The 26,085-nt window shown below is 36.4% G+C and carries 27 protein-coding genes; 15 read left to right on the top strand and 12 right to left on the bottom strand.

What is annotated here, in order from left to right; all coding sequences use genetic code 11:
• Positions 1–102: 102 nt before the first annotated feature.
• Positions 103–1,269 (top strand): diglucosyl diacylglycerol synthase, encoded by a 1,167-nt coding sequence (locus LOK41_RS23300; RefSeq protein WP_241818490.1) that lies wholly within the window; start codon positions 103–105, stop codon positions 1,267–1,269.
• Between the two features lie 326 nt (positions 1,270–1,595).
• Here the strand turns inward: LOK41_RS23300 and LOK41_RS23295 are convergent, their stop codons facing one another.
• From LOK41_RS23295 to LOK41_RS23280, 4 genes are all read right to left on the bottom strand, one after another.
• Positions 1,596–1,715, bottom strand: coding sequence for a YfhE family protein (locus LOK41_RS23295; protein WP_098491654.1), 120 nt, complete (start codon positions 1,713–1,715; stop codon positions 1,596–1,598).
• A 244-nt stretch (positions 1,716–1,959) separates the two neighbouring features.
• Positions 1,960–2,517, bottom strand: coding sequence for a GNAT family N-acetyltransferase (locus tag LOK41_RS23290; protein ID WP_174102946.1), 558 nt, complete (start codon positions 2,515–2,517; stop codon positions 1,960–1,962).
• Between the two features lie 241 nt (positions 2,518–2,758).
• Entirely contained in the window at positions 2,759–3,889 is a 1,131-nt protein-coding gene (locus LOK41_RS23285; protein WP_241818489.1) for an amidohydrolase, read from the bottom strand.
• Between the two features lie 76 nt (positions 3,890–3,965).
• A complete protein-coding gene (locus LOK41_RS23280) occupies positions 3,966–4,904 on the bottom strand; it encodes a TIGR01777 family oxidoreductase (protein ID WP_241818488.1) in 939 nt (312 codons plus the stop codon).
• A gap of 52 nt (positions 4,905–4,956) precedes the next feature.
• Here LOK41_RS23280 and recX point away from each other — a divergent pair, with 52 nt between their 5' ends.
• Together recX and LOK41_RS23270 are read left to right on the top strand one after the other, a co-directional pair.
• Entirely contained in the window at positions 4,957–5,769 is an 813-nt protein-coding gene (gene recX / locus LOK41_RS23275) for a recombination regulator RecX (RefSeq protein WP_241818487.1), read from the top strand.
• Between the two features lie 9 nt (positions 5,770–5,778).
• On the top strand, positions 5,779–6,096 hold the full coding sequence (locus LOK41_RS23270; protein ID WP_241818506.1) for a YfhH family protein: 318 nt from the start codon (positions 5,779–5,781) through the stop codon (positions 6,094–6,096).
• Positions 6,097–6,159: 63 nt separating this feature from the next.
• Here the strand turns inward: LOK41_RS23270 and LOK41_RS23265 are convergent, their stop codons facing one another.
• Complete coding sequence (locus LOK41_RS23265; RefSeq protein ID WP_000122139.1) at positions 6,160–6,312, bottom strand: YpzG family protein; 153 nt, start codon at positions 6,310–6,312, stop codon at positions 6,160–6,162.
• Between the two features lie 58 nt (positions 6,313–6,370).
• Positions 6,371–6,529, bottom strand: a complete 159-nt coding sequence (locus LOK41_RS23260; RefSeq protein ID WP_018767248.1) for a small, acid-soluble spore protein K — start codon at positions 6,527–6,529, stop codon at positions 6,371–6,373.
• Between the two features lie 173 nt (positions 6,530–6,702).
• Between LOK41_RS23260 and LOK41_RS23255 the strand changes: the two genes are divergently transcribed.
• The gene (locus LOK41_RS23255; RefSeq protein ID WP_174102951.1) at positions 6,703–6,969 is read left to right on the top strand and encodes a YfhJ family protein; all 267 of its coding nucleotides are present in this window, start codon (positions 6,703–6,705) and stop codon (positions 6,967–6,969) included.
• A gap of 27 nt (positions 6,970–6,996) precedes the next feature.
• Here the strand turns inward: LOK41_RS23255 and LOK41_RS23250 are convergent, their stop codons facing one another.
• Entirely contained in the window at positions 6,997–7,977 is a 981-nt protein-coding gene (locus LOK41_RS23250; RefSeq protein WP_241818486.1) for a metal-dependent hydrolase, read from the bottom strand.
• Positions 7,978–8,126: 149 nt separating this feature from the next.
• On the opposite strand from LOK41_RS23250, the gene mutY reads away from it, so the two are divergent.
• Positions 8,127–9,221 carry an A/G-specific adenine glycosylase gene (gene mutY / locus LOK41_RS23245; RefSeq protein ID WP_241818485.1) on the top strand — a complete coding sequence of 365 codons (1,095 nt, stop codon included), beginning with the start codon at positions 8,127–8,129 and terminating at the stop codon, positions 9,219–9,221.
• A gap of 42 nt (positions 9,222–9,263) precedes the next feature.
• Here mutY and LOK41_RS23240 read toward each other — a convergent pair whose 3' ends face one another.
• Entirely contained in the window at positions 9,264–9,488 is a 225-nt protein-coding gene (locus LOK41_RS23240) for a hypothetical protein (RefSeq protein WP_241818484.1), read from the bottom strand.
• Positions 9,489–9,611: 123 nt separating this feature from the next.
• Here LOK41_RS23240 and LOK41_RS23235 point away from each other — a divergent pair, with 123 nt between their 5' ends.
• From LOK41_RS23235 to LOK41_RS23220, 4 genes are all read left to right on the top strand, one after another.
• Positions 9,612–9,899 carry a gamma-type small acid-soluble spore protein gene (locus LOK41_RS23235; RefSeq protein WP_241818483.1) on the top strand — a complete coding sequence of 96 codons (288 nt, stop codon included), beginning with the start codon at positions 9,612–9,614 and terminating at the stop codon, positions 9,897–9,899.
• Between the two features lie 351 nt (positions 9,900–10,250).
• Positions 10,251–10,505 carry a YgaB family protein gene (locus LOK41_RS23230; protein ID WP_241818482.1) on the top strand — a complete coding sequence of 85 codons (255 nt, stop codon included), beginning with the start codon at positions 10,251–10,253 and terminating at the stop codon, positions 10,503–10,505.
• A gap of 260 nt (positions 10,506–10,765) precedes the next feature.
• On the top strand, positions 10,766–11,296 hold the full coding sequence (ntdP, locus tag LOK41_RS23225) for a nucleoside tri-diphosphate phosphatase (protein ID WP_241818481.1): 531 nt from the start codon (positions 10,766–10,768) through the stop codon (positions 11,294–11,296).
• A gap of 53 nt (positions 11,297–11,349) precedes the next feature.
• Complete coding sequence (locus LOK41_RS23220; RefSeq protein WP_241818480.1) at positions 11,350–13,110, top strand: ABC transporter ATP-binding protein; 1,761 nt, start codon at positions 11,350–11,352, stop codon at positions 13,108–13,110.
• A 13-nt stretch (positions 13,111–13,123) separates the two neighbouring features.
• Here LOK41_RS23220 and LOK41_RS23215 read toward each other — a convergent pair whose 3' ends face one another.
• The 3 genes from LOK41_RS23215 to hemL all read right to left on the bottom strand — a co-directional run bounded on the left by LOK41_RS23215 (position 13,124) and on the right by hemL (position 20,666).
• Positions 13,124–14,212: an aromatic acid exporter family protein gene (locus tag LOK41_RS23215; RefSeq protein WP_241818479.1), complete on the bottom strand. Its 1,089-nt coding sequence runs from the start codon at positions 14,210–14,212 to the stop codon at positions 13,124–13,126.
• 508 nt (positions 14,213–14,720) lie between these two features.
• On the bottom strand, positions 14,721–19,157 hold the full coding sequence (locus LOK41_RS23210; protein ID WP_241818478.1) for a glutamate synthase-related protein: 4,437 nt from the start codon (positions 19,155–19,157) through the stop codon (positions 14,721–14,723).
• Between the two features lie 207 nt (positions 19,158–19,364).
• Entirely contained in the window at positions 19,365–20,666 is a 1,302-nt protein-coding gene (hemL, locus tag LOK41_RS23205) for a glutamate-1-semialdehyde-2,1-aminomutase (RefSeq protein ID WP_241818505.1), read from the bottom strand.
• Between the two features lie 122 nt (positions 20,667–20,788).
• Between hemL and LOK41_RS23200 the strand changes: the two genes are divergently transcribed.
• The 6 genes from LOK41_RS23200 (at position 20,789) to perR (ending at position 25,378) form a co-directional block, all read left to right on the top strand.
• A complete protein-coding gene (locus LOK41_RS23200; protein WP_174102960.1) occupies positions 20,789–21,802 on the top strand; it encodes an ABC transporter ATP-binding protein in 1,014 nt (337 codons plus the stop codon).
• Positions 21,795–22,586 (top strand): ABC transporter permease, encoded by a 792-nt coding sequence (locus LOK41_RS23195; RefSeq protein ID WP_241818477.1) that lies wholly within the window; start codon positions 21,795–21,797, stop codon positions 22,584–22,586. Before LOK41_RS23200 ends, LOK41_RS23195 begins: the two co-directional genes overlap by 8 nt.
• A 4-nt stretch (positions 22,587–22,590) precedes the next feature.
• Complete coding sequence (locus tag LOK41_RS23190) at positions 22,591–23,376, top strand: ABC transporter permease (protein WP_241818476.1); 786 nt, start codon at positions 22,591–22,593, stop codon at positions 23,374–23,376.
• 76 nt (positions 23,377–23,452) lie between these two features.
• Positions 23,453–23,857 carry a potassium channel family protein gene (locus LOK41_RS23185; protein WP_241818475.1) on the top strand — a complete coding sequence of 135 codons (405 nt, stop codon included), beginning with the start codon at positions 23,453–23,455 and terminating at the stop codon, positions 23,855–23,857.
• Between the two features lie 318 nt (positions 23,858–24,175).
• Positions 24,176–24,631, top strand: coding sequence for a thioredoxin-dependent thiol peroxidase (gene bcp / locus LOK41_RS23180; protein ID WP_241818474.1), 456 nt, complete (start codon positions 24,176–24,178; stop codon positions 24,629–24,631).
• A gap of 318 nt (positions 24,632–24,949) precedes the next feature.
• Entirely contained in the window at positions 24,950–25,378 is a 429-nt protein-coding gene (perR, locus tag LOK41_RS23175) for a peroxide-responsive transcriptional repressor PerR (protein WP_000237833.1), read from the top strand.
• A 62-nt stretch (positions 25,379–25,440) separates the two neighbouring features.
• Here perR and LOK41_RS23170 read toward each other — a convergent pair whose 3' ends face one another.
• Complete coding sequence (locus LOK41_RS23170) at positions 25,441–25,797, bottom strand: YgzB family protein (protein WP_174102966.1); 357 nt, start codon at positions 25,795–25,797, stop codon at positions 25,441–25,443.
• Between the last annotated feature and the right edge of the window lie 288 nt (positions 25,798–26,085).

Below are 26,085 nucleotides of genomic sequence, written 5' to 3'. Positions count from 1 at the left end.
GAAAGTGTTGGAATCCAAACATGTAATTTTTTTTTAGGAAAATGTTTTTCCTATTGTCGTATATGCAATACGGGAAAGCGAAAAAGCTAGGAGTGGATTTGTTTGATAAAAAACCCCAAGGTTTTAATATTAACTGCACATTACGGTAATGGTCATGTGCAAGTAGCAAAAACATTAGAACAAACATTTCGTCAAAAAGGAATTAAAGATGTGATTGTTTGTGATCTATTTGGAGAATCACATCCGGTCATAACGGACATTACAAAATATCTATATTTAAAAAGTTATACAATAGGTAAAGAGTTATATCGTTTGTTTTATTACGGTGTAGAGAAAATTTATGATAAAAAAATCGCATCGTGGTATGCAAACTTTGGGAGAAAGCGTTTAAAAGCACTCTTGCATGCGGAAAAACCAGACATTGTTATTAATACATTTCCGATTATTGCCGTACCGGAATTGAAAAAACAAACAGGTTTTTCAATTCCTGTTTATAATGTGCTAACAGATTTCTGTTTGCATAAAATATGGATTCATCGTGAAGTAGATCGTTATTTTGTCGCAACAGATCATGTGAAAAAAGTAATGGTTGAAATCGGTGTGCCTTCAGAGCAAATTGTGGAAACAGGGATTCCGATTCGTAGAAACTTTGAGTTAACTATGAATTCAGAACTTATATATAATAAATATCAGTTATCTCGAGAGAAAAAGATTTTGCTTATTGTAGCAGGGGCTCATGGTGTATTAGGAAATGTAAAGGAATTATGCCAATCATTTATGTCAGTGCCTAATCTGCAAGTAGCTGTTGTGTGCGGAAAAAATGATGCTCTAAAACAGGAATTGTTAGGACTGCAGGAACAGGATCCGGAAGTACTGAAAGTATTTGGCTATATTGAAAATATTGATGAGTTATTCCGTGTCACTTCTTGTATGATTACGAAGCCGGGAGGCATCACATTGAGTGAAGCAGCTGCTTTACAAGTACCTGTCATTTTATACAAACCTGTACCAGGACAAGAAAATGAAAATGCACTATATTTTGAGAAAAAAGGAGCAGCAGTTGTTGTTCGTGAAGATGCTGAGATTTTTGTGAAAACGAAAGCGTTGTTAGAAGATGATATGAAGCTTTTACAAATGAAGGAAGCGATGAGAAGCATTTATCGTCCAGAACCAGCCTCTCATATTGTTGATGCGATTTTAGAAGAGAATCATGAACAATCTAATCATATGCCAATGAAATCTCCAGCTCTTGCTCAATCTTTTACGTAATGTGAAACCCTCTTTTTATTTGAAAGAGGGTTTTTTGTTATGTTATCCACAAAAGAATGCGCTCTCAATAGAAGGTAAAATCAGAATATTAACAATGATATCCACATCATCCACAATTTTCTGAAAAAATATCCACAAATTAAGTGAATTATATGTGATTAAATACATGTCTATCCTCAATAATCGTTAAATTTATACACAATTCTATTAATTCTGTGGATAAAGTTTTCCACAAAAAATACTCCTTACTATATAAGGAGTAAATCTTTAATCTGTATAAATTTGATAGGAGAGGATAAAAAATCCCCTCAAGTTTCACTTTATAATTACACACCTTTAGGACGATATCCTGCTGCGCGATCCGCTTTGCGAAACTCTCGCTGATAAAGAACCTCTTGTGTACTATTTAATGTATTTCTTGCTTTTTCACGTTTCTTTCTATCCATTACAGATCACCTCGTGTCATAAAGTTATTACCTATCGTTTCCAATGACACAAGGAGATATACATAATAAACAAGTTATTCATTTTATAATTATATAAATACGCCTTGAAAGACCGACATACAACCATTCCTTTTAGGTGTGAGAGAGTATCTGCTCATGGACCTACTCTATATGAAAACAGAAGGAAAACTTCTTTTGTTTTCATAACTGGGACTGATATATCAGAAAATTGAAATATATATTATTATGCTTCTTTTAAATGATGTGTATCTTGGAATGTAGTGTCGCGCATTGTAGAAAGGGTATATTGATCTTTTGGAATTTCATATAAGTTATATACTTCTTCGATTGCGTTAATTTGATCATAAACAACTTTTCTAGTTTCATTTGCTAGGTTTACATATGGTAGTTTTTCAGCTGCTTTCATCGAACGGATATTTACTTTGCGAATGCGCATAAAGATTGTTTCAATATCTAACTCATAGAAAAGCTCGCTGAAAAAAGCATCTTTTGCTAATTTATTATATCCTTGGCCATGATAAGGTTTTCCAAGCCATGTGCCAAGAAACCCAGCTTTTTCTTGCACATCAAATAAAGTAATTGTGCCGATAGGGTTCCCCCATTCATCTAAAATGGTACGTGAGATTAATTCACCACGTTCTTCGGCTTCAATTGTTTGTTTTGTTAAAAATAGAAATTCTTCATATGAATAAGCCTTTTGACGCACAAAAGGGAAGACAGCTGGATCCACCATTAAATCGTATAGAACGTGGCTGTCGTGTAAGTCGCGTTTTTTTAACATACTAACTCCTCCTCACATGAGGGTAGCATGACGAAAAAACACCCCACCCTCGAAATTTTTATATCAATCTTTAAAAAATTTCGGGGTGGGAATCGAACCCACTAGAACCAGTCTATAACGCTGGTGGCGCACCATTTGCCTTCCCCATTCATCAATTTGAAATGAATAATCACGACACAAATTGATTATGGTTTCATTCAGTTTATAATCGTATAATACTTTATCTAGTCAAAAAAATAAACTAGTTTTTTTTATTTTTTTTGTAAATTATTTTTCCATCAATCATAGTTAGTACGGGCTTGGCTAGATAATGAAATGGGTGATGTGTCCATAATACAAGATCGGCATCTTTTCCGACCTCAATACTTCCAATCCTTTTCTCTAAACGTAAGTTTCGGGCGGGGATGATTGTAATTCCTTCTAATGCGAGTTTTTCATCTAATCCTTCCCTGACAGCGATGGCTGCACAAACATTTAAATATTGAATTGGAGTGTAGGGATGGTCTGTTGTAATAGAAACTTCTATCCCATGCTTGGATAAAATATGGCACGTATCCCATGTTTTGTTTTTTAATTCAATTTTTGATCGGCGTGTTAATGTCGGGCCGACACATATTTTTAAGTTTTGGTTAGCAAGTTCTTTTGCAATAAAGTGTCCTTCTGTACAGTGTTCAATACGTAAATCAAGATTAAATTCTTTTGCGAAGCGAAGAGCGGAAAGAATGTCATCTGCGCGGTGAGCATGCATACGTACTGGGATTTCTCGGCGTAGTGCTTTTAGAATAGGAAGCATTCGAAAATCTGCTTCATTTCCATAATGTTGTGCTTCGTAAAAGGATTCACGAAGTAACCCCATAATTCCCATACGAGTAATTGATTCTTTTGTACCATTACTATGAACTCGTTTTGGATTTTCGCCAAATGCAATTTTTAATCCGGCAGGTTCTTGAATAATCATATGATCGATACATGTTCCAGCAGTTTTAATCACACATGTTGTTCCGCCAATAATATTTTGACTTCCAGGCATAACGTGGGCAGTTGTAACCCCACTTTGAACTGCATCTTGAAAAGCGATATCAAAAGGATGGATACCATCTAAAGAACGTATATGAGGGGTTAATACTTCAGACGTTTCATTGGCGTCATTTCCAGCCCATCCAGTCCCTTCATCGTATAGTCCAAGGTGGGTATGCACATCGATAAATCCTGGTAAAAGGTGGAGTGCTCTTGCATCAACAACAATCATATCTTGAGTTGGCTCAATATGTGGTTTTAGAGCAGCTATTTGATTGTGTTTAACTAATACATCTCCTTGAAATTTAGAAGAAGTAATAGGGTATACAGTGGCTTGCTTAAATAGCGTTTTCATAGAGACCTCATTTCCATTGGCTCATAACTTTTAAATTAGTAAATTAAACAATCTTAATGAGCGTATTTCAGAAGTACTACAGTGTATGCAATATAATATTTTGTAATGCATGCTTTAATGTGGGAAAAGAATATTGGTATCCATACTGCATCGCTTTGTTAGGCAATACATGTTGCCCTTGTAACACAAGCATACTCATTTCTCCAAGTAAAGCATGTAGTGCAAATGCTGGAACGGGAAGCCAATGTGGGCGATGCATGACAGTTGAAAGCACCTTTCCAAACTCTTTCATTGTTGTTGGATTTGGAGCCGTAATGTTAAGAGGGCCTTCGATTTCTTTTGTGTTTATTGCAAAATCAATCATACGGATGACATCATCTAGATGAATCCAAGATAGCCATTGATTACCTGAACCAATTGTCCCACCAATAAATAATTTGTAAGGGAGTAATATTTTAGGAAGGGCACCACCATCTTTTCCTAAAACAATTCCAAAGCGGGTATAGATGGTTCGAATTCCGAGAGAAGTTGCGTTAGATGCTGCTTCTTCCCATAGTTTTACTGTAGTTGCTAAAAAGTCACTGCCATTTTCTTTGTTCTGTTCTGTAAAGATTTTTGTTTCAGATGTACCGTAATAGCCAATTGCGCTAGCGTTAATAAAAGTATGGGGTTTCTTTTGTAATGTTTGTAATTGCTTAATGAGACTATTTGTTGTATGAAGGCGACTCGCTACAATGTTTTCTTTCTGCTTTTCTGTCCAGCGGCCATTATTAATAGATTCTCCAGCTAGATTTACAACAACATCAATAGAAGTGAGAGGAAACTTATGTGAGCGCGTATCCCATTGGATATAGTGAATGTTAGAATTGAGAGGATTCTCTCTTTTTTTTCGAGTGAGAATGTAAATTGTATATCCTTTTAGGCTTAAAAAATTAGCTAATGCTTTACCGATAAAACCAGTTCCTCCAGAAATTGCAATCTTCAACGGAATTTCCTCCCCGTTATATATATTCATGAAAAGCAAAATTGTTTCGCAACTATGTTAAAATAGTAGCGAGGTGAAGAATATGGCTGTCATTACAAAAATAGAAGTACAAAAGCGAACGAAAGAACGATTTAATATTTATATTGATAAAGGACAAGGCGAAGAATACGGATTTAGTGTGAATCAAGTAATCTTAATCAAGCATGGGTTGCAAAAGGGTTTAGAAATTGATGAAGTAGAGTTAGCAAATATTTTGTACAATGAAGAAGTGCAAAAAGCGTATTTACAAGCAATTTCTTATTTATCCTATCAAATGCGAACGAAACAGGAAGTAGAAGAATATTTAAGAAAAAAAGAAATTGGACAAGCCATCATCTCTGAAGTTATATCGAAATTATTACATGATCGCTATATTAATGATAGAGAGTATGCCATTTCGTATGTGCGAACTCATAGTAACGTGAATCAAAAAGGACCGACTATTATTAGACGGGAACTTTTTGGTAAAGGTGTCCAGGATATAATTATTACTCATAGTTTACAAGAATATTCGAAAGAGAAGCAAATTGAAAATGCTTTTGAGCTTGTAGAAAAAAAGAAAAAAGCGTATCAAAAGCATTCTTTTTTACAAATGAAACAAAAGCTAGAAGAAATGTTAGTCCGTAAAGGCTATAATCGTGATGTAATTCAAATTTGTCTAGAAGAATTAAAGGAGGACAAGGATGAAACGCAACAACAAGAAGCGTTGTTATATCACGGAAATAAGTATCATGAGAAGCATAAAAAGCATGATGGATGGACATATGAAAATAAGATGAAACAAGCATTATATCGAAAAGGATTTTCCATTGATGAGATAGAGACATTTTTACAAATGAAACGTGAAGAGGGATGAGAGAATATGATGAATATGCCGAAACGTTATAGTGAGATGACACCACATGAGCTAAGAGAGGAAATTGGTACTTTAAAAGAACAAGCTGTGAAGGCAGAACAGCTTGGTATAGTAAATGAGTTTGATGTATTAATGAGAAAAATGGCAATGGCTCGTGCTTATATGACAGATATAAACGCATTTCAGATTGGTGAAACGTATGAACTGATAGAAGAACCGGGTATATTATTTACGATTACGTATTTCAATGGAGTGTTTGCTTGGGGACGTAAACAAAATGAGACAGAGGAAATTGGTATTCCTATTTCGCTATTACAGAAGAAATAAAAAACCAGAGAGCCTTGGCTGCTCTGGTTTTCATTTTTCGTAATTGTTACAGGAGATAGGCAGTTAAATTTGGCGCTTTCTCATCTCATTCGCCAAAATAATGAGAGACTGGGTTTGCTGCGTCTGTCCATTCACTTGTGCTTTTGCATGCTTCGGACGTGCCCAGGTTGGGTTGAATAATTCAGAACGACGATCTAAATGATTACGGTAGCTCATCTTTATCACCTCATGTAGGAAGTTAATCGCAATAACCCTTTAGAACTGACTATTTGTTTTACTCTTCCTGATGATTTGCGGCACGCATACGTTCCTGTGGGTGCGTGTTAATTGTGCCGTTAGGTCTTTTCGAAGCAAAACGAGCTTTTGCTTTCGTTGGCCCATCGATTTTGCTGTTGTTTTTTGATTCAGACCAAAATTCAGCTTGTCTACCCAAGAAAAACGCCCCCTCATTGTAAAATGATACTTACTAAGAAGTATCATTAATAGAATGTGCAAAGCAAAAGAAATTATGCTTAAAAAATAAAGGAGGGATTTGCTCTTTCAACATTTTGCTGCGGTTGTTAGGCACGGGATAAAGTACAAAATCAATAAAAGGAGAAATAAATAATGAATGATAAGTATGAAATATTAACAAAAGAATTATTGGAAAAAAATAGTTTTTTGTCTTATTCACAGGCACGCGCATGGATTGAGTTATTATGGGAGGACTTCCAAGTAACATATGCAAAATCTGGGCGTTATCAAGGTGAAGAAATGACGGAACAAATTGTAAGAACATGGATTAATAATCATGGTGAACGTCTTCATGAAATCCGTACGAATAATCCGAAATATAGTCATTTAATTAATCAAGACGACCATTTAAAGCATTAAAAAGAGCGACCGAGTTGGTCGCTCTTTTTAATGTGGAATCAATTCTAATTTTTTTCGAAGCTTTTCTTCACTAAAGATCCATCCAGTATAGGAACTAATAATATTTAAATTTTGATCCAACTGGACGATTGCAACGAATGGATAATAGTCTTTACTTCGGTAGCGTAAATCGATAAAACGCACTTCACAATAGTTGTCGTAATCAAAAACATCCCAACGATATACGGGTGAAAAAGATAAAAAAGCAGAAATGTTTTCATCTTTCTGTGCAGCCCGCATAATTTTATTATCCGGAAGTGGGATACGATCAAACTTATCATGCACCATAATATGGCCACGGTGCCAACGAGCGACATAGTATTTGTCTTTTGTAGTAATTGCCAAATGATAATGATAAAAGCGATAGGAGGGAGAAATGATGACCTCCTCTACATTTTCGAATCGTTTGTAAACTACACTTTTTACATTTTGTCTCATTACAATCCGGCCAATATAGTAGACAAACATTAAAATATATGCAGCTAAAGCAGTATATCCTTTATGTGAGCCGACGAGCATGCAAGCGATAGCGAGTATGTGGATAAAGAAGATTACGGCATCGAATGTATTAATTACACCTAATGCAACCCACTTTTTTGTGAAAGGCCGTAATGCTTGTGTACCATAAGCGTTAAAAATATCAACAAACACGTGAAGAAAGACGGCGATAAATGACCAAAGTAGTAGATGAAGATAGGGTGATTCTGTAAAGAAGGCAAAGGAAATTCCACTTACAAGGAAAGACCAAAGAATAACAGCGGGAATGGAATGAGTAATTCCACGATGATTTCTTATATATTTTGCGTTATTACGTAATTTTAAGACGGTATCAATATCAGGAATATTGGAGCCAGCAATCGTTGCCAGCATAACAGCTTGTGGTCCGAAATCACTCTGACTAATGGCTGGATCTAATGTGGCTAAACTACCTAACGTGACGCCCATAACAAGGTGAGTGGCTGTGTCCATGAAAACACACCTCCATTTTTTATTAATGTAACTCTTTTTATTCGATATCTCAAGGCATTTGCCTTCTATTTCCTATATCATCTTACTTAAATTTTTTCCTAAAATCTTTATAATAGTACGTATATGCAAAAAAATGAGGGGGACCAAGTTTGACACTTGAAATATTAGATGATTTTAACATAGAGAAGTTTCAACACGATTTAATTAGTTGGTTTGAAAAAGAACAACGTGACTTACCGTGGCGTAAAAATAAAGATCCGTATCGCGTTTGGGTTTCTGAGATTATGTTGCAGCAAACACGAGTAGAAGCTGTAAAACCATATTACGCAAATTTTATGGGAAAGTTTCCAACATTAGAAGCGTTGGCATCGGCGGATGATGAAGAGGTATTAAAAGCATGGGAAGGCCTTGGTTATTATTCTAGAGCGCGGAATCTACATGCAGCAGTGAAAGAAGTAAAAGAAGTATATGGCGGGAAAGTACCAAATGATGTGAAAAAAATTGAAAAGTTAAAAGGTGTTGGTCCGTATACAAAAGGTGCGATCTTAAGTATTGCATACGGTATACCAGAGCCAGCTGTAGATGGCAATGTAATGCGTGTTTTATCCCGGATATTATCAGTGTGGGATGATATTGCAAAACCTAAGACACGAAAAATATTTGAAGAGATTGTACGTGAAATTATTTCAAAGGAAAATCCATCCTATTTTAATCAAGGCTTAATGGAGTTAGGTGCGCTTATTTGTATTCCGAAAAATCCAGCTTGTTTACTTTGCCCAGTTCGGGAACATTGCCGCGGATATGCAGAAGGTGTACAAAAAGAATTACCAGTCAAAAGTAAGGCGAAAGCTCCTAAAATGGTACCGCTTGTTGCAGGAGTATTGCAAACAGAGGATGGGAGCTATGTAATTAATAAAAGACCAAGCACGGGATTACTTGCGAATATGTGGGAATTTCCGAATGTTGAAATCAATGGGGGGATTCGGAATCAAAAACAACAACTCATTGATTATATGAGAGAACAATTTTCCTTGTCTGTTTCCATTGATGAATATGCGATGAATGTACAACATACTTTCACACATCGTACATGGGATGTATTTGTATTTTATGGAAAAGTAACAAGTACTGTTGAAGAAACAGATACATTAAAAGTGGTATCGAAAGAGGATTTTGAAAGATTGCCTTTCTCAAAGTCACATCGTACGATTTATGAGGAATGTGTTGAAAAACTCCAACCGTGATGGCTCTAGATGGAACGTGTTCCCGAATTAGGGAACACGTTTTTAGTCATAAGAAATTTTTGTACCATGTGTCCAATCCGCTTCGCTGTTTTGAAGACCGCCTCGTGATTCAATTTCTTTTATGATTTCTTTGTAAATCGTTTGGCCTTCTACATTTAAATAAGGCATGATTTGTTGCAAAGAATGGTGAAAATAAGCTAATTCATCTTGTTTCCAGTCTTCTTTTGAAATCATAGATAGTTCTGTCATATCGCGTCCAACATACATGCTGTACACCTCCATCATATATAGTTTGAATGAGTCTGGGAACATATATGCGCCAATTAAAAAAATTTTTACGGATATCTTTTTGAATGATTGGTTACATTATTGATTGTGGAGGTGAGAAAGATGAGTAAAAAACAACAAGGTTATAATAAAGCAACTTCTGGTGCTAGCATTCAAAGTACAAATGCTAGCTATGGTACAGAGTTTGCAACTGAGACAAACGTACAAGCAGTAAAACAACAAAATGCACAATCAGAGGCGAAAAAATCACAAGCTTCTAGCGCTGGTGTTCAAAGCGCAAATGCTAGCTACGGTACAGAGTTTGCTACTGACACTGATGTGCAAGCAGTAAAACAACAAAACGCAAAATCAGCAGCGAAAAAATCACAATCTTCTAGCACGAATCAATAACAAAGAAAAACACTTCTCGATTCAAGAGAAGTGTTTTCTTTGTTTGTCATATTATGACGAAAACGAAAGCTCTATTACTAGTGAAAATCTAATGTTATACAAATCGATTATTTTGAGAATTTTGTTGAGAGAGCCGACATAACTTCTAATAAGTCAACAAATGTAGTCAAAGGAGAAGAAGGTAGGAGATTAGAAAATATGTAGTAGCGATGTATCCTGTTATTCGGGGCAGTAAGACCCCCACCTCAAGATTTAAAGGGGAACGAGGAAGATAGATGGAGGGCTGCCTGTAAATGCCTGCTTCGTGAGGGTTGATTAAAGTTTCACTTTATTAGAAACAGGAGGTAAATAATGAATTTATTTGATAAGTTGGTAGGAGAGCAGTTGCAAACAATGGATGAGTTACTGAAGTTACAAGCGCATCTAGAGAAGTACCAACAGATCGAAACAAGTGAGCAAGGGAAGTGCGATAAAAAGGATTTGCATTTTATTCGTCAAGAAATACACAAAACAGAAGAAGCCTTGAAGCTTTTGCATGAAAAATTTGAGCAGCAAACAAATGAAGTGATTCATTCTTTTGAAACGGAAAAAATAATTTCTAACTAAAGGATTGTATATTTTGATAATTTAGTTGGAAAAGCCCTTTCTTAATTTATGAAGAAGGGCTTTTTGTTGCATCATGATTTGTCGATGGAGAGTAGTTCATTCGTGTTTATGGAATTTGGATTGTATCGGTTTAGTTTTAAAATTTTGACAAAAAAGTTATAATAGAAAAAAAGTGAATTCGGCTCAATACGTTTTTAACAGGAACAATACTAGTTAAGGCAACTTTAGAAGAGCGTTCACAGTGAAAGAAGGGAGCACGTATGGGATTTCCCAAAGAAGGAGAAAAAGTACAAATACATAGTTATAAACATGATGGCTCCATTCATAGAATGTGGGAAGAGACTACAATTTTAAAAGGTACGCAAAGTCTTGTAATTGGTGCAAATGATCGGACTGTAGTAACCGAATCAGATGGTCGGACATGGATTACGCGTGAGCCTGCAATTTGTTATTTTCATTCAAATTATTGGTTTAATGTAATCGGTATGTTACGAGAAGAGGGAGTATATTATTATTGTAATTTAAGTTCTCCATTTGCATATGATTCTGAAGCATTAAAGTATATTGATTATGATTTAGATATTAAAGTATATCCAGATATGACATATACTCTTTTAGATGAAGATGAGTATGAGAAGCATAGTCAAATGATGAATTATCCTCCGGTGATTGATACGATATTAAAACGAAATGTAGAGTATTTAACGCAGTGGATTCATCAAAGAAAAGGGCCATTTGCGCCGGACTTTGTTGATATGTGGTATGAACGATATTTAATGTATAGAGATTAAAGCAAACCTGCAGGGATTTTCCCGGCAGGTTTGTCCTATTAAGGGGGAATTACATGAAGAGAATAAAAAGATATTTACAATTTGTAAAACCATATAGATGGCTTATTACAATTACAATTATTATTGGGCTCATTAAGTTTGGTATTCCGCTTATTATGCCGTGGTTATTAAAGTATATTATTGATGATGTCATTCAAGGAAGTGGATCACTCCAGGAAAAAACATCACAATTGATAACGGCAATTGGTATTGCCTTTTTTATTTTTGGTGTACTAAGGCCGCCTGTTGAATATTATCGCCAATATTTTGCGCAGCGTATTGGTAATACAGTGCTTTATGACTTGCGAAAACATATTTTTGGACATCTACAAAAGCTAAGTTTACGCTACTATTCAAATACAAAAACGGGTGAAATTATTTCGCGTGTGATTCATGATGTAGAGCAGACGAAGGATTTTGTTATTACAGGGCTTATGAATGTCTGGCTTGATACAGCTACGATTTTTATTGCAATTGTAGTTATGTTTTCTATGAATATAAAGTTAACGCTCGCTGCATTGCTTATTTTGCCGATTTATGCAGTTGCAGTGAAATACTTTTTTGGACGCCTTCGTAAATTAACTAAAGATCGTTCACAAGCATTGGCAACGATGCAAGGTTACTTACATGAGCGTATTCAAGGGATGCAAGTGACGCGTAGTTTTGCGTTAGAAGAGTATGAAAAGGGGCAGTTTGATAAGAAAAATAATGAGTTTTTAACGAAAGCATTAACACATACAAGCTGGACAGCGCGAACATTTTCTACGGTGAATACGTTAACGGATTTGGGACCATTACTTGTTATTGCGTTTGCGGCATATGAAGTAATTCAAGGTTCTTTAACGCTTGGAACGATGGTTGCTTTTGTTGGGTATATGGACAGTTTATATAGTCCATTACGCCGCCTTGTTAACTCTTCTACAACACTCACACAATCATTTGCATCAATGGATCGAGTGTTTGAGCTGTTGGATGAAAAGTATGATATTGTAAATATTCCAAACGCAATTGAAGCAAAAAAGCTTTCTGGTGAAATTGTATTTGATCAAGTGACATTTCGGTATAATACGGATGAAAAAGATGTATTACATCACCTTTCTTTCTCAATTCGTTCTGGAGAAAAAGTTGCCCTCGTTGGAGCGAGTGGAGGAGGGAAGTCATCTCTTGCTAGTTTAATTCCAAGGTTTTATGATGTTTCTAGCGGTGCAATTTATATAGATGGTATGAATGTAAGAGAATATAACGTAAGAAATTTACGTAGTCATATTGGGATTGTTTTGCAGGATAACCTTCTATTTAGTGATACGATTCAATCTAATATTTTATATGGCAACCCGAAAGCAACGAAAGAGGAAGTCATTGCAGCTGCAAAAGCAGCACAGATTCACAATTTCATTATGAATTTGCCAGATGGTTACGATACAGTTGTTGGCGAAAGAGGTGTGAAGTTATCTGGTGGGCAAAGGCAGCGGGTAGCAATCGCACGTGTCTTTTTGAAAAATCCTTCTTTACTTATACTAGATGAAGCAACATCAGCTTTGGACTTAGAGAACGAAAGGCATATTCAAGAGGCTCTTCAAACATTAGCTGCGGACCGTACAACAATTATCATTGCTCATAGATTAGCAACCATCACACATGTCGATACAATTATATACATTGAAGATGGTGAAATAAAAGAAAAGGGTTCGCATGAACAATTGATGCAAAAACAAGGATTTTATTATAATTTATATCAAATTCAGCATATAGAAGAAACAGCCCCTTTAGCGTAAAGGGGCTGTTTCTTTATTCATCTTCTTTTTTTTCTTTAATTTGTAGTTCGTCTTCTGGTTTGTGGTACGTATAAAAACTATCTACAAGTAAATCTAAATGTTCAACCTCTTCACTGTAATTAATAATTGAAGAAATAAGAGGGAAGAGGTGTAACCATATTTTATAGGATTCTTCATCGTCTTTATTTTGATAATCCATAAATATATCGATTAATTCTTGTTTACCAGTTTCTACTTCATCAAGCATCTCAACAGACTGTTGCTTTTTCGCTTTACCAATAAATTTTAATAAAACTTGTTCGTGATAGTGTGTTAATGAATCTAATTCGTTTTGAATGGATTCTTGAAATGGTTCAGGCATATACCTTAATTCGTTTTCAGTGCGATGTAATGCTTTTAATGTACTTAACGCACGGCTCGTTGTTGCTAGCATTTGTCTAAATAAGACGAGCTTACGAATTTTTGCGAATTGTACTTTTTTCGTATAACTTCTTTCTTCTTTATAAAGTAAGTAATAATGATTTAATTTAATCATTTTTTCTTTCATACGATCAATATCTGTTTTCAATGTTGTGAAATCAGAAGCTTGCCTGCTGTTCATACGAATCCATTTTACAATTTCTTCTGTATTATCGACGATACGATGGTACAGTTTTGTTTCGTATTTTGGCGGCATAAACATTAAGTTTACAAGTGAAGCGGCAATAATTCCGACCATAATCGTTGCAAAGCGAAGTAAGGCAAAATCAAAGAAATCGGTACCTTGATATTCCATAATCGCAATGACCGTCACTAAAGCGATAGATATTGTATTTTCTAAACGTAATTTTAGTGTGAGAGCAATAACTAATATACAAGTTAATCCAATAATAAAAGGATTGTGTCCAAAAGCAAAGGCAAATCCAATAGCAAATACTGCACCAATTACGTTTGCTTGAATTTGTTCGAGTGCTGTCAAATATGAGCGATATACAGATGGCTGTACCGCAAAAATTGCTGAAATTCCCGCGAACACGGGACTCGGTAGTTGGAGCAAAATACAAGCAAATAAAGCTAATGTAATGGCAATACCCGTTTTTAAAATGCGAGCACCAAGTTTCATACCCTTTTTTATATCCTTTCTCTCTTGTCATTATGAATGATACAACATGATACTATACATTCATTACAATATGTTAGCAAGTGATATTTTATAGGATGCTCAAAAAGTCCGGTTTAGATAGCTGTCGCATGTCTCCGTTACGTCGCCAGTCCGGTACTCGTGTAGTATAAGCTACATTCCGTTCCTCCTGGCTTCCGTGCCTCGACCTGCTTGGCTCTCTAAATCCTCCTTTTTGAACTTATATTTTAATGGATGCTCAAAAAGTCCGGTTTAGATAGCTGTCGCATGTCTTCGTTACGTCGCCAGTTCGGCACTCATGTAGTATGAACTACACTCCGATCCTCCTGGCTTCCGTTCCTCGATCTGCTCGGCTCTCTAGCTCCTCCTTTTTGAACCTGTGTTTTTAATGAAAAAACCTGCTGAATTTCAGCAGGTTTTCAAATTGTTACTATAGATTACTATGTGATGCTCACTTCGTCAATTTTCAGTAAATAAAAATTTGCTTGTATCATTCAGTCGAAATGGATGGGTCTGCTTGCTCTTTTTTCGGAATGATTTCATAAAAGTGAAGCTGAATGTTATCTAATAGCGGTGTTAAGGAAGCGACTTCTTCATATTGTTCATGCTCGTTTAATACGCGAATGTAGTCTAATAATAATTCGGTAATGTCCGATTTCCCGTTTTTGCTAAGTGGACGTAATGTTACGCTCGCTCCTTTTGCGATTCTTCGTTGCAGGGCAGATTCTGTTAAACCAAGTTCAGGTTGATGACGTAAATAAACGACACCACCAGTCATACCTGCACAAATCCATGGACCGGGATCACCAAGAACGAGAGCGCGACCGTTTGTCATATATTCAAAAGCAAAGCCTTTAATATTTGCGTGAACGCCTAGGTTCCCGTGTTCTTTTTCTCGAAGTGGTTTTGTGATTCTTCCCCCGATGATCATATCTGCTCCAGATAAGCGAATACCAGCACGTGCATCGGCGTTACCTTGCACATATAAAGTTCCTTTTTGTGCGCCGTATCCAAAACCTTTTCCGACAGAACCGTTATAGTACGTTCCATCTTTTCCTTTTGCTTTGGTGATATAAATACCGCCCCCGAATGAGGTTTTTCCGATGCCATCTTGTGCACCGCCATTTACGTGAATAAATAAGTTTTCGCTATTGTAGGCACCTAAGCCATTTCCAGGAACGGAACCGTTTGTATATTTTAATGTAATTGGTTCAAGCGTGTTGTTGTCATATAATTTACTGCGGACTCGGTAGCATGATTCGAGCCCCCCCATTACGCGTTGATCTACACCAACACCAACTAACTCTTTTGATTGGAAAGAATCCGTTGTTACATAATCTTGTTGCTGTGCTGCTTCTGTTATCGCGCTGGATGTACTGTTTAATGTTTGTAATAAATTTTGTAGATCTAATAGCTCTATGCCTCGCGTTTGTTCTAGTAAATCAGAACGACCAACAATTTCTTGTAAGTTCGTATAACCGAGTTTACCTGTTAAACGTTTAAGCTCTGTTCCAAAAGTAGTAAATAGGTTTAATAAACCTTCTACAGCACTTTCAAATTGGCGAGGAACAAAACGACGTAGTCCATGTTCTTTTGACTGTGCTTCAGATTCAATTTGTGTTGCAATCCCGACATGACACGTATCTAAGTGACAGCCCCGGCATGTTGTACAGCCAATTGCAATCATAGATAAAGTGCCAAAGCCAATACGGTTTGCGCCAAGAAGCATAATTTTTAGTGCATCATTTACACTGCGAATACCACCATCTGCCCAAATCTCTACGTTGTGTCTCATATTTGCTTCTAATAGAGCATTATGAGCAGCTTTTACGCCAATTTCAACTGGAAGGCCGACATGTTGCAAGGCGTGAATACGTGCAGCGCCTGTGCCACCATCAAAGCCGCTAATATTAATGAAATCAGCACCAGCTTTTGCGATTCCTACAGCAATTGTCCCGATGTTAGGAACAACTGGAACTTTGACAGCGACTTTTGCAAGTTGATTGGCTGTTTTAATTTCTGTAATCATTTGTGCTAAGTCTTCAATCGAGTAAATATCATGGTTATTGGAAGGGGAGATCAAGTCTGAACCAATTGTTGCATTACGTGCTTCGGCAATTTTAGAAGTGACTTTTGACCCGGGCAAATGTCCGCCTTCACCAGGTTTTGCTCCTTGCCCAATTTTGATTTCAATTAAATTTGATGAGTTTAACAGTTCGGCATTTACACCAAAACGCCCTGATGCAATTTGTTGGCCACGTGTATGCGGATATTTACCAATCATGTCTTTAATCTCTCCGCCTTCACCGTTTAAACTAATCATATTGAGGCGATCGGCTGCTTCTGCATAAGCTCGGAATGCAATTTCATTTTGTGAGCCAAATGACATCGAACTAATAATAAATGGCAAGTCATGATTTTTTACGCCAATTGAAACGCATTCAGTTGGCACTGGTTGCTCAGCTTCTTTTATTTGGACAAGGTGGCGAATTGCAATGGGATTCTTATCTTCTACTTCTGCTAATTTCTCGCGATAATTATCGTAAGCATTCCCTTTGGCTACATCGCCAATCGATTTCCAAATGCGAGGAAAGACATGAAATGTTTTTCTCATTCTAACTTTTGGATTACTATAATCAAGTGCCCTGGCTTTTGCATCTTCAGCTAAAGAGGCGAGTGAAAATGCCACAGTACGTGATCCTAAAAAGTTTGTAATTTGTAGTATGTTTGCAATTTCTTCGTGTAAACCAATTGAAGAGAAGAGACGGCCATAACCACGTAGCTCATGGATACCGATAGTCGAAATAACTTTTTCAAGCCCTTTGTTTAACGCTTTATATAAGTTAGCAATTGGTTGCGTTGATCCATCATTTACGGTTGCGAACATTAAATATGGATTAATAACATCTGCCCCTAGCCCATATAGAGTAACAATATCGTGTAAAGAACGGAGAGCGCCGGATCTTACAACAATGGAGCATTTGCGTCGTAATTTATGCTCAGTTAGTTTTTGATGTACTTTAGCTGTAATTAAATGTGGATCAATCCATAAGTGTCCATTTTTATGAGCTTTTGCATCATCAAGTAGTAGCAGCGAAGCACCTTTTTTTATAGATGTTATAGCCTCTGTACTAATCCTGTCTAATGCATCATGTAAGGTTTCTGATGCCGTGAATGTAACAGAGAGTTTGTAAACTGCACTATGAGTTGTAAATAACTGCACAAGTTGCTCATATGAGATGGTTTCCAAATCTTCTGCAATTTCTTGTGCTAAATTACCTTCTACTATAATTGGTGACAAAAGTTCGGTAACAAAAGTTTGCTGCTGACCACTAAATAAGCTAGGACGTTCTCCTAGTACTGTACGTGTAGAGAAGTGCTCGATTTCTCGGTCTCGGTCGATTGCTGGGTTTGTAACAACAGCAACGCTTTCTTTTATAAAATCAGCAATGTTTCGTCTGTCCGGATCAAGTGCAGCGAGAGGTGCATCATGGCCGAGTGAACGAATTGGTTCAACCCCTTTTGTTGCCATTTGTTCGAGAAGTTGGATATGCTCACGATCCCAGCCGAAAGCTACATATTGCTCTGTTTCCACTTGAGGGAGGTTAGATAATCCTTCAATTTTTTCCACGGTCGGAGTAGATAAGTTCAGATGATAATCTGAAAAATTAATGCGTTGTTTCATTCGCTTATATACTTCTTCTTGATATGTTTCATATTCATAGAGAACGAGGTCACCTTGTGTATTCCACTTTAAACCTACTTTTTCTCCAGGGGCAAGTGACTTTGGCTCTGCTACGTATTCAGATGGTGATACAACACCTGGTTCAGAAGAAAAGATATAGGAACTTTCTGTTTCTACTTTCCAAACGGGCCTTAAACCAAGTGAATCTACACTAAAAACAGCTTCATCTTTATAGCGTGAAATAATCCCGGCAGGTCCCTGAGCAAAATGTCCCCATGCTTCACGAATATACGTATATAAATTTTGCATATGTTGCTCGTATAATTTAATCTCATTAATAATTGGTGGGAATAATATATCCATTGCTTCAAATAGACTGTAGTTGTAGTGAACGAGAAGTGTTTCTAAGGTGCGGTTTAAATCTTGAGAATCACTGCCTCCAGCAGTAAGTGGTACATCAATCATTTCGGCTTGGTCACGTAATTTGGAAATTGTATTAATTTCTCCGTTATGGCCAAGGATGCTAAATGGTTGCACGCGAAAAAAATTAGATAATGTATTTGTGGAATAGCGATTATGCCCAAGTGTCATTGTTGATGCAATAAGTGGATGTTGTAAGTCGTCATAGTAGGCAACAAGTGTATCGCCAGCACCAAGAACTTTATACACAACATGGTCGTGACTTAATGATGCAACATGAATTGCTGTATTTTTCTCAATTTCAATTGTTAAGGCGAATAGTACTGGATTCAAGTTTTCGGTAGGTGTTTCTGAAAAAATGGCAATTTGCCAAAATAAAGGTTCTTCTTGCTTGCCAAGAGGACCAAGGGCATCAGAGTTTATCACATCATCATTTTCGAAAATCACAGTGAGATTTTGATGGTCTAATTTATTACGAATACTGTTTTTTAAGAGAATAGGATTTTCATTTTTGTTTAGAAAAAAATGTCCAACGATAAAGTGGGGATGATCCACAATCGCTGGATTATATCCACTATTTTTTAATTTTTCTTTCCAAAGTGCTTTCGGTAAGTCAATATGAACGCCAATACCATCGCCCTCACCATTAATAAAGCCAGCGCGATGGTTCATTTTTACAAGTGATTGTATACAAAGATCGATATTTTCTTTTGTTGGCACATTCTGTTTTTCCATAACGGAAACGATTCCACACGCATCGTGTTCTGCATTTGCATAATTTCGAAATAAAGACGGTGTCCATTTATTTGTATTGTTAGGCATCCGTCAATCCCCCCTCTAGTATAAAAGTTGTGAATAATCTGATTTTTAAAGACGTATAATGCCTTATAGACAACAGAACAATAATATAAATCCGGAAATAAAACAGATAATTATGAATAATTATACTATTAATGTGCGATTTATGAAATAGAAAAAAGAAAAAAATAGAGGATGTCCTCTATTTTTTTCTTTTAGGCATGTATTTACTTATGCGTTTGCTAAGGCAGCGAATGCTCTGCCAACGGCTTCGATTGTATATTCAATATCTTCTTTAGTATGTTCCGTTGTTAAGAACCAAGCTTCGTATTTAGATGGAGCTAAGTTAATACCTTCATTAAGCATAAGTTTGAAGAATTTACCGAACATTTCTCCATCTGTATTTTGAGCAGCGTCATAATCTTCAATTGTATCTGTTGTGAAGTACACAGTTAACGCACCTTTTAGACGGTTTACTGTAATATCGATACTATGTTTTGCAGCTTGTTCTAAAATACCTTTTTCAAGCATTGCGCCAAGTTCATCTAGTTTTTCGTATACGCCTTCTTGCTTTAGTACTTCTAAGCATGCGATACCAGCTGCCATAGATGCTGGGTTTCCAGCCATTGTACCAGCTTGGTAAGCAGGGCCGAGCGGTGCAACTTGTTCCATAATTTCCTTCTTCCCGCCATAGGCACCGATTGGAAGACCGCCGCCAATTACTTTACCAAGTGCTGTTAAATCGGGTGTTACACCAAGTAAATCTTGAGCGCCACCATACATAAAGCGGAAAGCTGTAATTACTTCATCATAGATAACAAGTGCGCCAGCCGCGTGGACAAGCTCATTTACTTTTTCCAGGAAGCCAGGTTTAGGTTCGACAATTCCAAAGTTCCCAACGATTGGTTCTACAAGAATAGCTGCTACTTCATGTCCCCATTTATCTAACGCCTCTTTTAATGTTTCTACATTATTAAATGGAACGGTGATCACTTCTTGTGCAATACTTTGCGGTACACCAGCAGAATCAGGAGTACCGAGAGTAGACGGACCAGAACCAGCTGCTACAAGTACTAAATCTGAATGACCGTGGTAGCAACCAGCGAACTTCATAATTTTTGTGCGGCCTGTATAAGCACGAGCTACGCGAATTGTTGTCATAACAGATTCTGTACCAGAGTTTACGAAACGAACTTTATCTAAAGCAGGCATTGCTTCTTTTAACATTTTTGCAAATTTTACTTCTAGTGCTGTTGGTGTTCCGTATAAAACACCATTTTCAGCTGCTGTTTTAATTGCTTCTGTTACGTGAGGATGAGCGTGTCCTGTAATGATTGGACCATACGCTGCTAAATAATCGATATATTTGTTACCATCTACATCCCAAAAATAAGCACCCTTTCCGCGTTCCATTGCAACAGGTGATCCGCCACCAACTGCTTTGAAAGAACGAGAAGGACTGTTAACACCACCAACGATATGTTCTAACGCTTCTTTATGTAATGCTTCTGATTTTGTGAAATTCACTACAATTCATCTCCTTACAAAAATCTATGTATTATTCTAACATGTTTTTCAAAAAGACGTATTGTTTGTGATAGGAAGGGCAGTTGGGTAAACTATTCGTTGTGGTATCGAGGAAGGGGGTCCGATTAATGAAATCGGTAATTGAAGTACAAGGATTACGTAAAGAATTTACAGCATATTCAAGTCGCTCTGGTTTAAAAGGTGCGTTTCGCGATTTATTAAATCGTAATTATAAAATAGTACCAGCAGTAAATGATGTATCGTTTACTGTAAAACAAGGTGAGATGGTTGGTTATATTGGTGAAAATGGTGCTGGAAAATCAACAACCATTAAAATGTTAACTGGGATTTTAACACCAACGTCTGGACAAATTATGGTAAATGGTATGAATCCGCATAAACAGAGAGAAGAATTTGTAAGAACGATTGGTGTTGTATTTGGTCAACGCTCACAGCTTTGGTGGGATATTGCAGTACAAGAATCATTTCGTTTATTAAAAAAGGTTTATGGTGTATCGGATAGCCAGTATAAAGAACATATGGAACATGTTATTGAAACACTAGATATTGGACCGTTGTTAGATAAGCCGGTGCGTAAATTATCGCTTGGTCAAAGAATGCGTTGTGAATTAGCAGCAGCGTTAATTCATAATCCACCGCTCTTATTTTTAGATGAGCCAACGATTGGATTAGATGTTCTCGTAAAGTTAAAAATCCGTGAATTTTTAAAGGAAATGAATGAGCGTTATAAAACAACAATTTTATTAACAACACATGATATTACTGATATTGAGGCTTTATGTGAACGCGTCATTATGCTGGATGAAGGAAACATTATGTATGACGGGTCATTAGAAAAACTTCGTTCGCAGTGGGGAGCAGAAAAAGAAATACATTTTCAATTTACTGCACCAGTTTCATACCAGCAATTATCAATGCTAATGCCGGATAATCATGTAGCTTGGTCAGAAGGGAAAGAAGAATATACATGGATTGCGAAAATACCAAATGAGGAAGTTGTAATTTCTATGCTCATCTCCAAAGTGGTTCAAACTTTTCAAATTAAAGATTTAAAAATTAATGAAGTGTCGACAGAAGAAATTATTCGTAATATTTATGAAGAAGGTATGATTCATGGGTAAGTATATTGAAATGATTCGTGTTCGTTTTTTAATGATGCTTGCTTACCGAACAAACTATTATAGTGGAATTTTAATTTATACGATTAACATCGGAGCGTATTATTTTTTGTGGCAAGCCATTTACAGTGGGAAAGAGAATATTGAAAGTTTATCGATTTCTCAAATGACAACCTATATTGCTATCGCATGGATGGCTCGTGCTTTTTATTTCAATAATATTGACAGAGAAATTGCGATGGAAATTCAAGAGGGACGTGTAGCTGTTGAATTAATTCGTCCATATAATTATTTAGGGATGAAAGTTATGCAAGGGCTTGGAGAGGGAATCTTTCGTTTTGCATTCTTTTCTATCCCAGGCATGATTATTGTTACACTTTTATTTTCATTACAAATGACAACCAATTTTCAAACGTGGTTATACTTTTTCCTATCGTTAGTTTTCAGTTTTATTATTAATACGCAAATTAATTTAATGACAGGCATGCTCACTTTTTTCTTATTTAATAATAGTGGAATTATGTATGCAAAACGTGTGGTTATTGATTTATTTTCAGGTTTATTACTACCCATTAGCTTTTATCCACTATGGGCTCAAAAAGCAATGGTATTTTTACCGTTTCAAGCAATCAGCTATATTCCGAGCATGATTTTCTCTGAAGGTATACAGGGAAGTAAATTGTATCAGGCTTTATTATTCCAAATGATTTGGGCAATAGTGCTTATTATTCCAATTGTACTGATGTGGAAAACGGCGAGAAAGCGCCTAATTGTACAAGGGGGATGATGGGATGTTATATATAAAACTATTTTTGCAATATGCAAGCCAATATATAAAAACGAAGCTCGAGTATCGCGGTGATTTTATCGTTGGGTTATTATCTGATTTATTATTACAAGCTGTAAATTTAATCTTCATCCTTGTTGTTTTTGGACATACACAAGCGTTAAAAGGGTGGAGCAGAGAAGAAGTTATTTTTATTTATGGATTTTTCTTAGTACCGTTTGCGATTTTTTCTGCTTTCTTTAATATATGGGATTTTAATGATAGATATATTATTAAGGGAGAAATGGATCGCGTTTTAACAAGGCCAATTCATAGTTTATTTCAGATAATATTAGAACGAATGGAACTGGAGTCTTTAATTGGTGCAGTGACTGGGATAATTGTAATGGGATATGCGGCAGTAGAGCTGCAATTATCTTTTTATTGGTACGATTTCTTTCTTTTCTTGCTTATGGTAGCAGGAGGGGCACTTGTATATGGCGGGATATTTGTAACGCTTGCAAGTATCGGGTTCTGGTCTGATGCAAAAAGTTCGATTATGCCACTCATGTATAACATAGGGAATTATGGGCGTTATCCGGTAAATATTTACAACCGTGTGATTCGTTTTGTTTTAACGTTTGTACTACCGTTTGCATTTGTTGGCGTATATCCAGCGGCATATTTTCTGAGAAAGACAGAATGGAACTGCTATGCATTTGCGACACCGATTGTTGGTGTGATTTGTTTTACAATTGCAATCACACTTTGGAATTTTGGAGTGAAGAAATATCGCGGTGCGGGAAACTAACAAAGGGTATAAAAGCTTCGTTTACTATGGGATAAATTGTTCTTTGTCCTCATACATATAGGATGAGGTGGAGGACATGTTGTGGGGACTTATTTTATTAATTTCAGCGATTGCTGTGTTAAGAAGTATTCAAATATTATGGAGCTCATATTCAGATTCGAAGCGTTTCTTTTCTTTGTATAATCTAACTTCATTATTTCTAATTTATACAACGGTACTTATCGCATTTGGATTAAGTTATGTTGTATTAGAGGAAAGTGGATTTTCCGCCTTAAGAGAAGATGGAGAAACTTTAAATGTTCATTCTTTCCAGCTGGTAGAAGTATGTTTATATTTTAGTGCGGTTACTTTATTATCAGTTGGATATGGTGATGTAACTCCTGTTGGAATTGGGCGCTGGATTGCAATTATTGAAGCGTTGATTGGATATACTTTGCCATTTGCATTCGTAGTTCGGACTGTGATAGACAATGAAAAATAAAGTGAAACTTTAATCAGTGGGGGTTTTCTTCATCCCCCGCTGATTATTAGCCCTCACCAATCGGGCCTTTACAGGCAGTTTATCTACCACTTAACTTCTTTAGAAAAGCGGAAGCGGCTCATTCAGAATCGCAGGAAGTTGGAGCACCCGACAGAGAGGCGCCTTTTGCCTCGTCCGAGGGGGCGAAACGACCGGAGATTCTAGCCGCTAGAGCTGGACATTGCTTGCACTGAATTGTGAGGTAGGAGTATTACTGCCCGTTAGTGCGGGGTAAGGTAATATTTGTTATAGTAAAAGAAAAGACAAGGAGTGATAAAGATGGTCGCGGTAGGAGAAGTGGCACCAGATTTTACACTAGAAGGAAGTAATGGAGAGCAGATTAAACTATCGGATTTTCATGGGAAAAATGTAGTTCTATATTTTTATCCGAAAGATATGACACCAGGATGCACGACAGAGGCATGTGATTTTCGTGATGCATACGGATTATTCCAAGAGAAAGATACGGTTATACTTGGGGTAAGCCCAGATCCAGCGAATAGACATGTGAAATTTATCGAAAAGCATGATTTACCATTTTTACTCTTAGTAGATGAAAATCATACAGTAGCTGAATTATATGATGTATGGAAACTAAAGAAAAATTTTGGTAAAGAGTATATGGGAATCGAGCGCTCTACGTTTCTGATTAATAAAGATGGTGAACTGGTAAAAGAATGGCGAAAGGTAAAGGTGAAGGGGCATACTGAAGACATCCTTTCGTATTTAAATTAAGGCTCTGCACGAATAAGAATTGAAGAAAATTTAGTGTGATGTAAGTACTATGGGGCATACGTCTACACCCTTTTGCTGATGCTTCATACATTAAAAGGGTAGGGCATACCTCCTCAGATGATAGTATTCCAAGTGCGATTATTTCGCACTTTTTTCTATGTAAATGTATAAATGGTGGGCAAAAATACATAAAAATAAGAGTGGGTGAAAAATAAACCACACAGTTATAGTAGAAATATTGACGATTGACAAGAAAAGGAGTACACTCTTTATAAGAATTATAAAATAATAATCCGTATAGAATCGGGGTGCATGACGGTGGTCAAAGAAGAATTAAAAGAAGCGCTAGAAATGCTGAAAAATACGGGTGTACGCATTACTCCACAGCGTCATGCTATTTTAGAGTACCTTGTGGAATCTATGACGCACCCAACAGCGGATGAAATTTATAAAGCGTTAGAAGGTAAGTTTCCAAATATGAGTGTTGCAACTGTTTATAATAATTTGCGCGTATTTAAAGAAGTTGGACTTGTAAAGGAACTAACGTATGGAGACGCTTCAAGTAGATTTGATTATGTTACAAGTCAGCATTACCATGTGATTTGCGAAAAATGTGGTAAAATTGTTGATTTTCCTTATGGAGGTTTGGAACAACTTGAAGATGAAGCTGCAAAAGCAACGGGTTTTGTTATTAACAGTCATCGTTTAGAAATTTATGGCGTATGTCCAGAATGTCATAAGGCGTAATATATAATAAAGAAAGAGGCTGACGGCTACGTCGACCTCTTTCTTTATTATATAAACGTGTTTTATGCTTTATAGTTCTTCTTATTATATTTCTCATCAAACTCTTTTCCTTCTAAAGTACGATCAAGCGTTAAGGGCTGATTGCAATGCATACATGCATCTACTCGACCGAGCATTTTTGTAGGTTTGTTACAACTTGGACACATGATTTGCACGGTTTTTGTAGATAACATACCAATCCAAAAATAAACGACAGTGCTAGCGATAACTGCTAAAAAGCCGACCATCATAAAAATGGTCATAATAATAATATTTTCGCGGAAAAATACGCCTAAGTATGCAATGAAGAGTCCGATAAATACTAAACTTAACGCAAAGGTTCGAATTTTATTGATTTTGTTCGAATATTTAATCCCCATTCCCATCACGCTCCTATAGCAACAATATAACACATAATTTTGAATTTTTGGTTTAAAAGAAGGGGCTTTGTTAAAAATATGAAACGAAAAAAGAAATAAACGGGATGTGAAATTTTTTTATGAAAAGTATTGACCATGTATAAACTGCATGATATATTAATAACCGTCGCTGATGCGAAACGGCAGAAAGCGAAAAAAAGAAATTGAAAAACTTAGTTGACATCGAAAAATGAAGATGTTAACATAAGGAAGTCGCAAATGAGCGGCAAACGAGTTCTTTGAAAACTG

The sequence above is a fragment of the Bacillus sp. TL12 genome (assembly GCF_022625245.1).
In the GTDB taxonomy this organism is placed as follows: Bacteria; Bacillota; Bacilli; order Bacillales; family Bacillaceae_G; genus Bacillus_A.
The sequence above is the reverse complement of the archived record's forward strand: the minus strand, read 5'-3'. Positions and strand labels throughout refer to the sequence as shown.

What these genes read in the sequence shown, in the direction of transcription:
- LOK41_RS23295 (WP_098491654.1), bottom strand. Translation starts at nt 1,715, where the DNA reads ATGGATAGAAAGAAACGTGAAAAAGCAAGAAATACATTAAATAGTACA.
- LOK41_RS23290 (WP_174102946.1), bottom strand. Translation starts at nt 2,517, where the DNA reads ATGTTAAAAAAACGCGACTTACACGACAGCCACGTTCTATACGATTTA.
- LOK41_RS23285 (WP_241818489.1), bottom strand. Translation starts at nt 3,889, where the DNA reads ATGAAAACGCTATTTAAGCAAGCCACTGTATACCCTATTACTTCTTCT.
- LOK41_RS23280 (WP_241818488.1), bottom strand. Translation starts at nt 4,904, where the DNA reads ATGAATATATATAACGGGGAGGAAATTCCGTTGAAGATTGCAATTTCT.
- recX (WP_241818487.1), top strand. Translation starts at nt 4,957, where the DNA reads ATGGCTGTCATTACAAAAATAGAAGTACAAAAGCGAACGAAAGAACGA.
- LOK41_RS23270 (WP_241818506.1), top strand. Translation starts at nt 5,779, where the DNA reads ATGAATATGCCGAAACGTTATAGTGAGATGACACCACATGAGCTAAGA.
- LOK41_RS23265 (WP_000122139.1), bottom strand. Translation starts at nt 6,312, where the DNA reads ATGAGCTACCGTAATCATTTAGATCGTCGTTCTGAATTATTCAACCCA.
- LOK41_RS23255 (WP_174102951.1), top strand. Translation starts at nt 6,703, where the DNA reads ATGAATGATAAGTATGAAATATTAACAAAAGAATTATTGGAAAAAAAT.
- LOK41_RS23250 (WP_241818486.1), bottom strand. Translation starts at nt 7,977, where the DNA reads ATGGACACAGCCACTCACCTTGTTATGGGCGTCACGTTAGGTAGTTTA.
- LOK41_RS23240 (WP_241818484.1), bottom strand. Translation starts at nt 9,488, where the DNA reads ATGTATGTTGGACGCGATATGACAGAACTATCTATGATTTCAAAAGAA.
- LOK41_RS23235 (WP_241818483.1), top strand. Translation starts at nt 9,612, where the DNA reads ATGAGTAAAAAACAACAAGGTTATAATAAAGCAACTTCTGGTGCTAGC.
- LOK41_RS23230 (WP_241818482.1), top strand. Translation starts at nt 10,251, where the DNA reads ATGAATTTATTTGATAAGTTGGTAGGAGAGCAGTTGCAAACAATGGAT.
- ntdP (WP_241818481.1), top strand. Translation starts at nt 10,766, where the DNA reads ATGGGATTTCCCAAAGAAGGAGAAAAAGTACAAATACATAGTTATAAA.
- LOK41_RS23220 (WP_241818480.1), top strand. Translation starts at nt 11,350, where the DNA reads ATGAAGAGAATAAAAAGATATTTACAATTTGTAAAACCATATAGATGG.
- LOK41_RS23215 (WP_241818479.1), bottom strand. Translation starts at nt 14,212, where the DNA reads ATGAAACTTGGTGCTCGCATTTTAAAAACGGGTATTGCCATTACATTA.
- LOK41_RS23210 (WP_241818478.1), bottom strand. Translation starts at nt 19,157, where the DNA reads ATGCCTAACAATACAAATAAATGGACACCGTCTTTATTTCGAAATTAT.
- LOK41_RS23200 (WP_174102960.1), top strand. Translation starts at nt 20,789, where the DNA reads ATGAAATCGGTAATTGAAGTACAAGGATTACGTAAAGAATTTACAGCA.
- LOK41_RS23195 (WP_241818477.1), top strand. Translation starts at nt 21,795, where the DNA reads ATGGGTAAGTATATTGAAATGATTCGTGTTCGTTTTTTAATGATGCTT.
- LOK41_RS23190 (WP_241818476.1), top strand. Translation starts at nt 22,591, where the DNA reads ATGTTATATATAAAACTATTTTTGCAATATGCAAGCCAATATATAAAA.
- LOK41_RS23185 (WP_241818475.1), top strand. Translation starts at nt 23,453, where the DNA reads ATGTTGTGGGGACTTATTTTATTAATTTCAGCGATTGCTGTGTTAAGA.
- bcp (WP_241818474.1), top strand. Translation starts at nt 24,176, where the DNA reads ATGGTCGCGGTAGGAGAAGTGGCACCAGATTTTACACTAGAAGGAAGT.
- LOK41_RS23170 (WP_174102966.1), bottom strand. Translation starts at nt 25,797, where the DNA reads ATGGGGATTAAATATTCGAACAAAATCAATAAAATTCGAACCTTTGCG.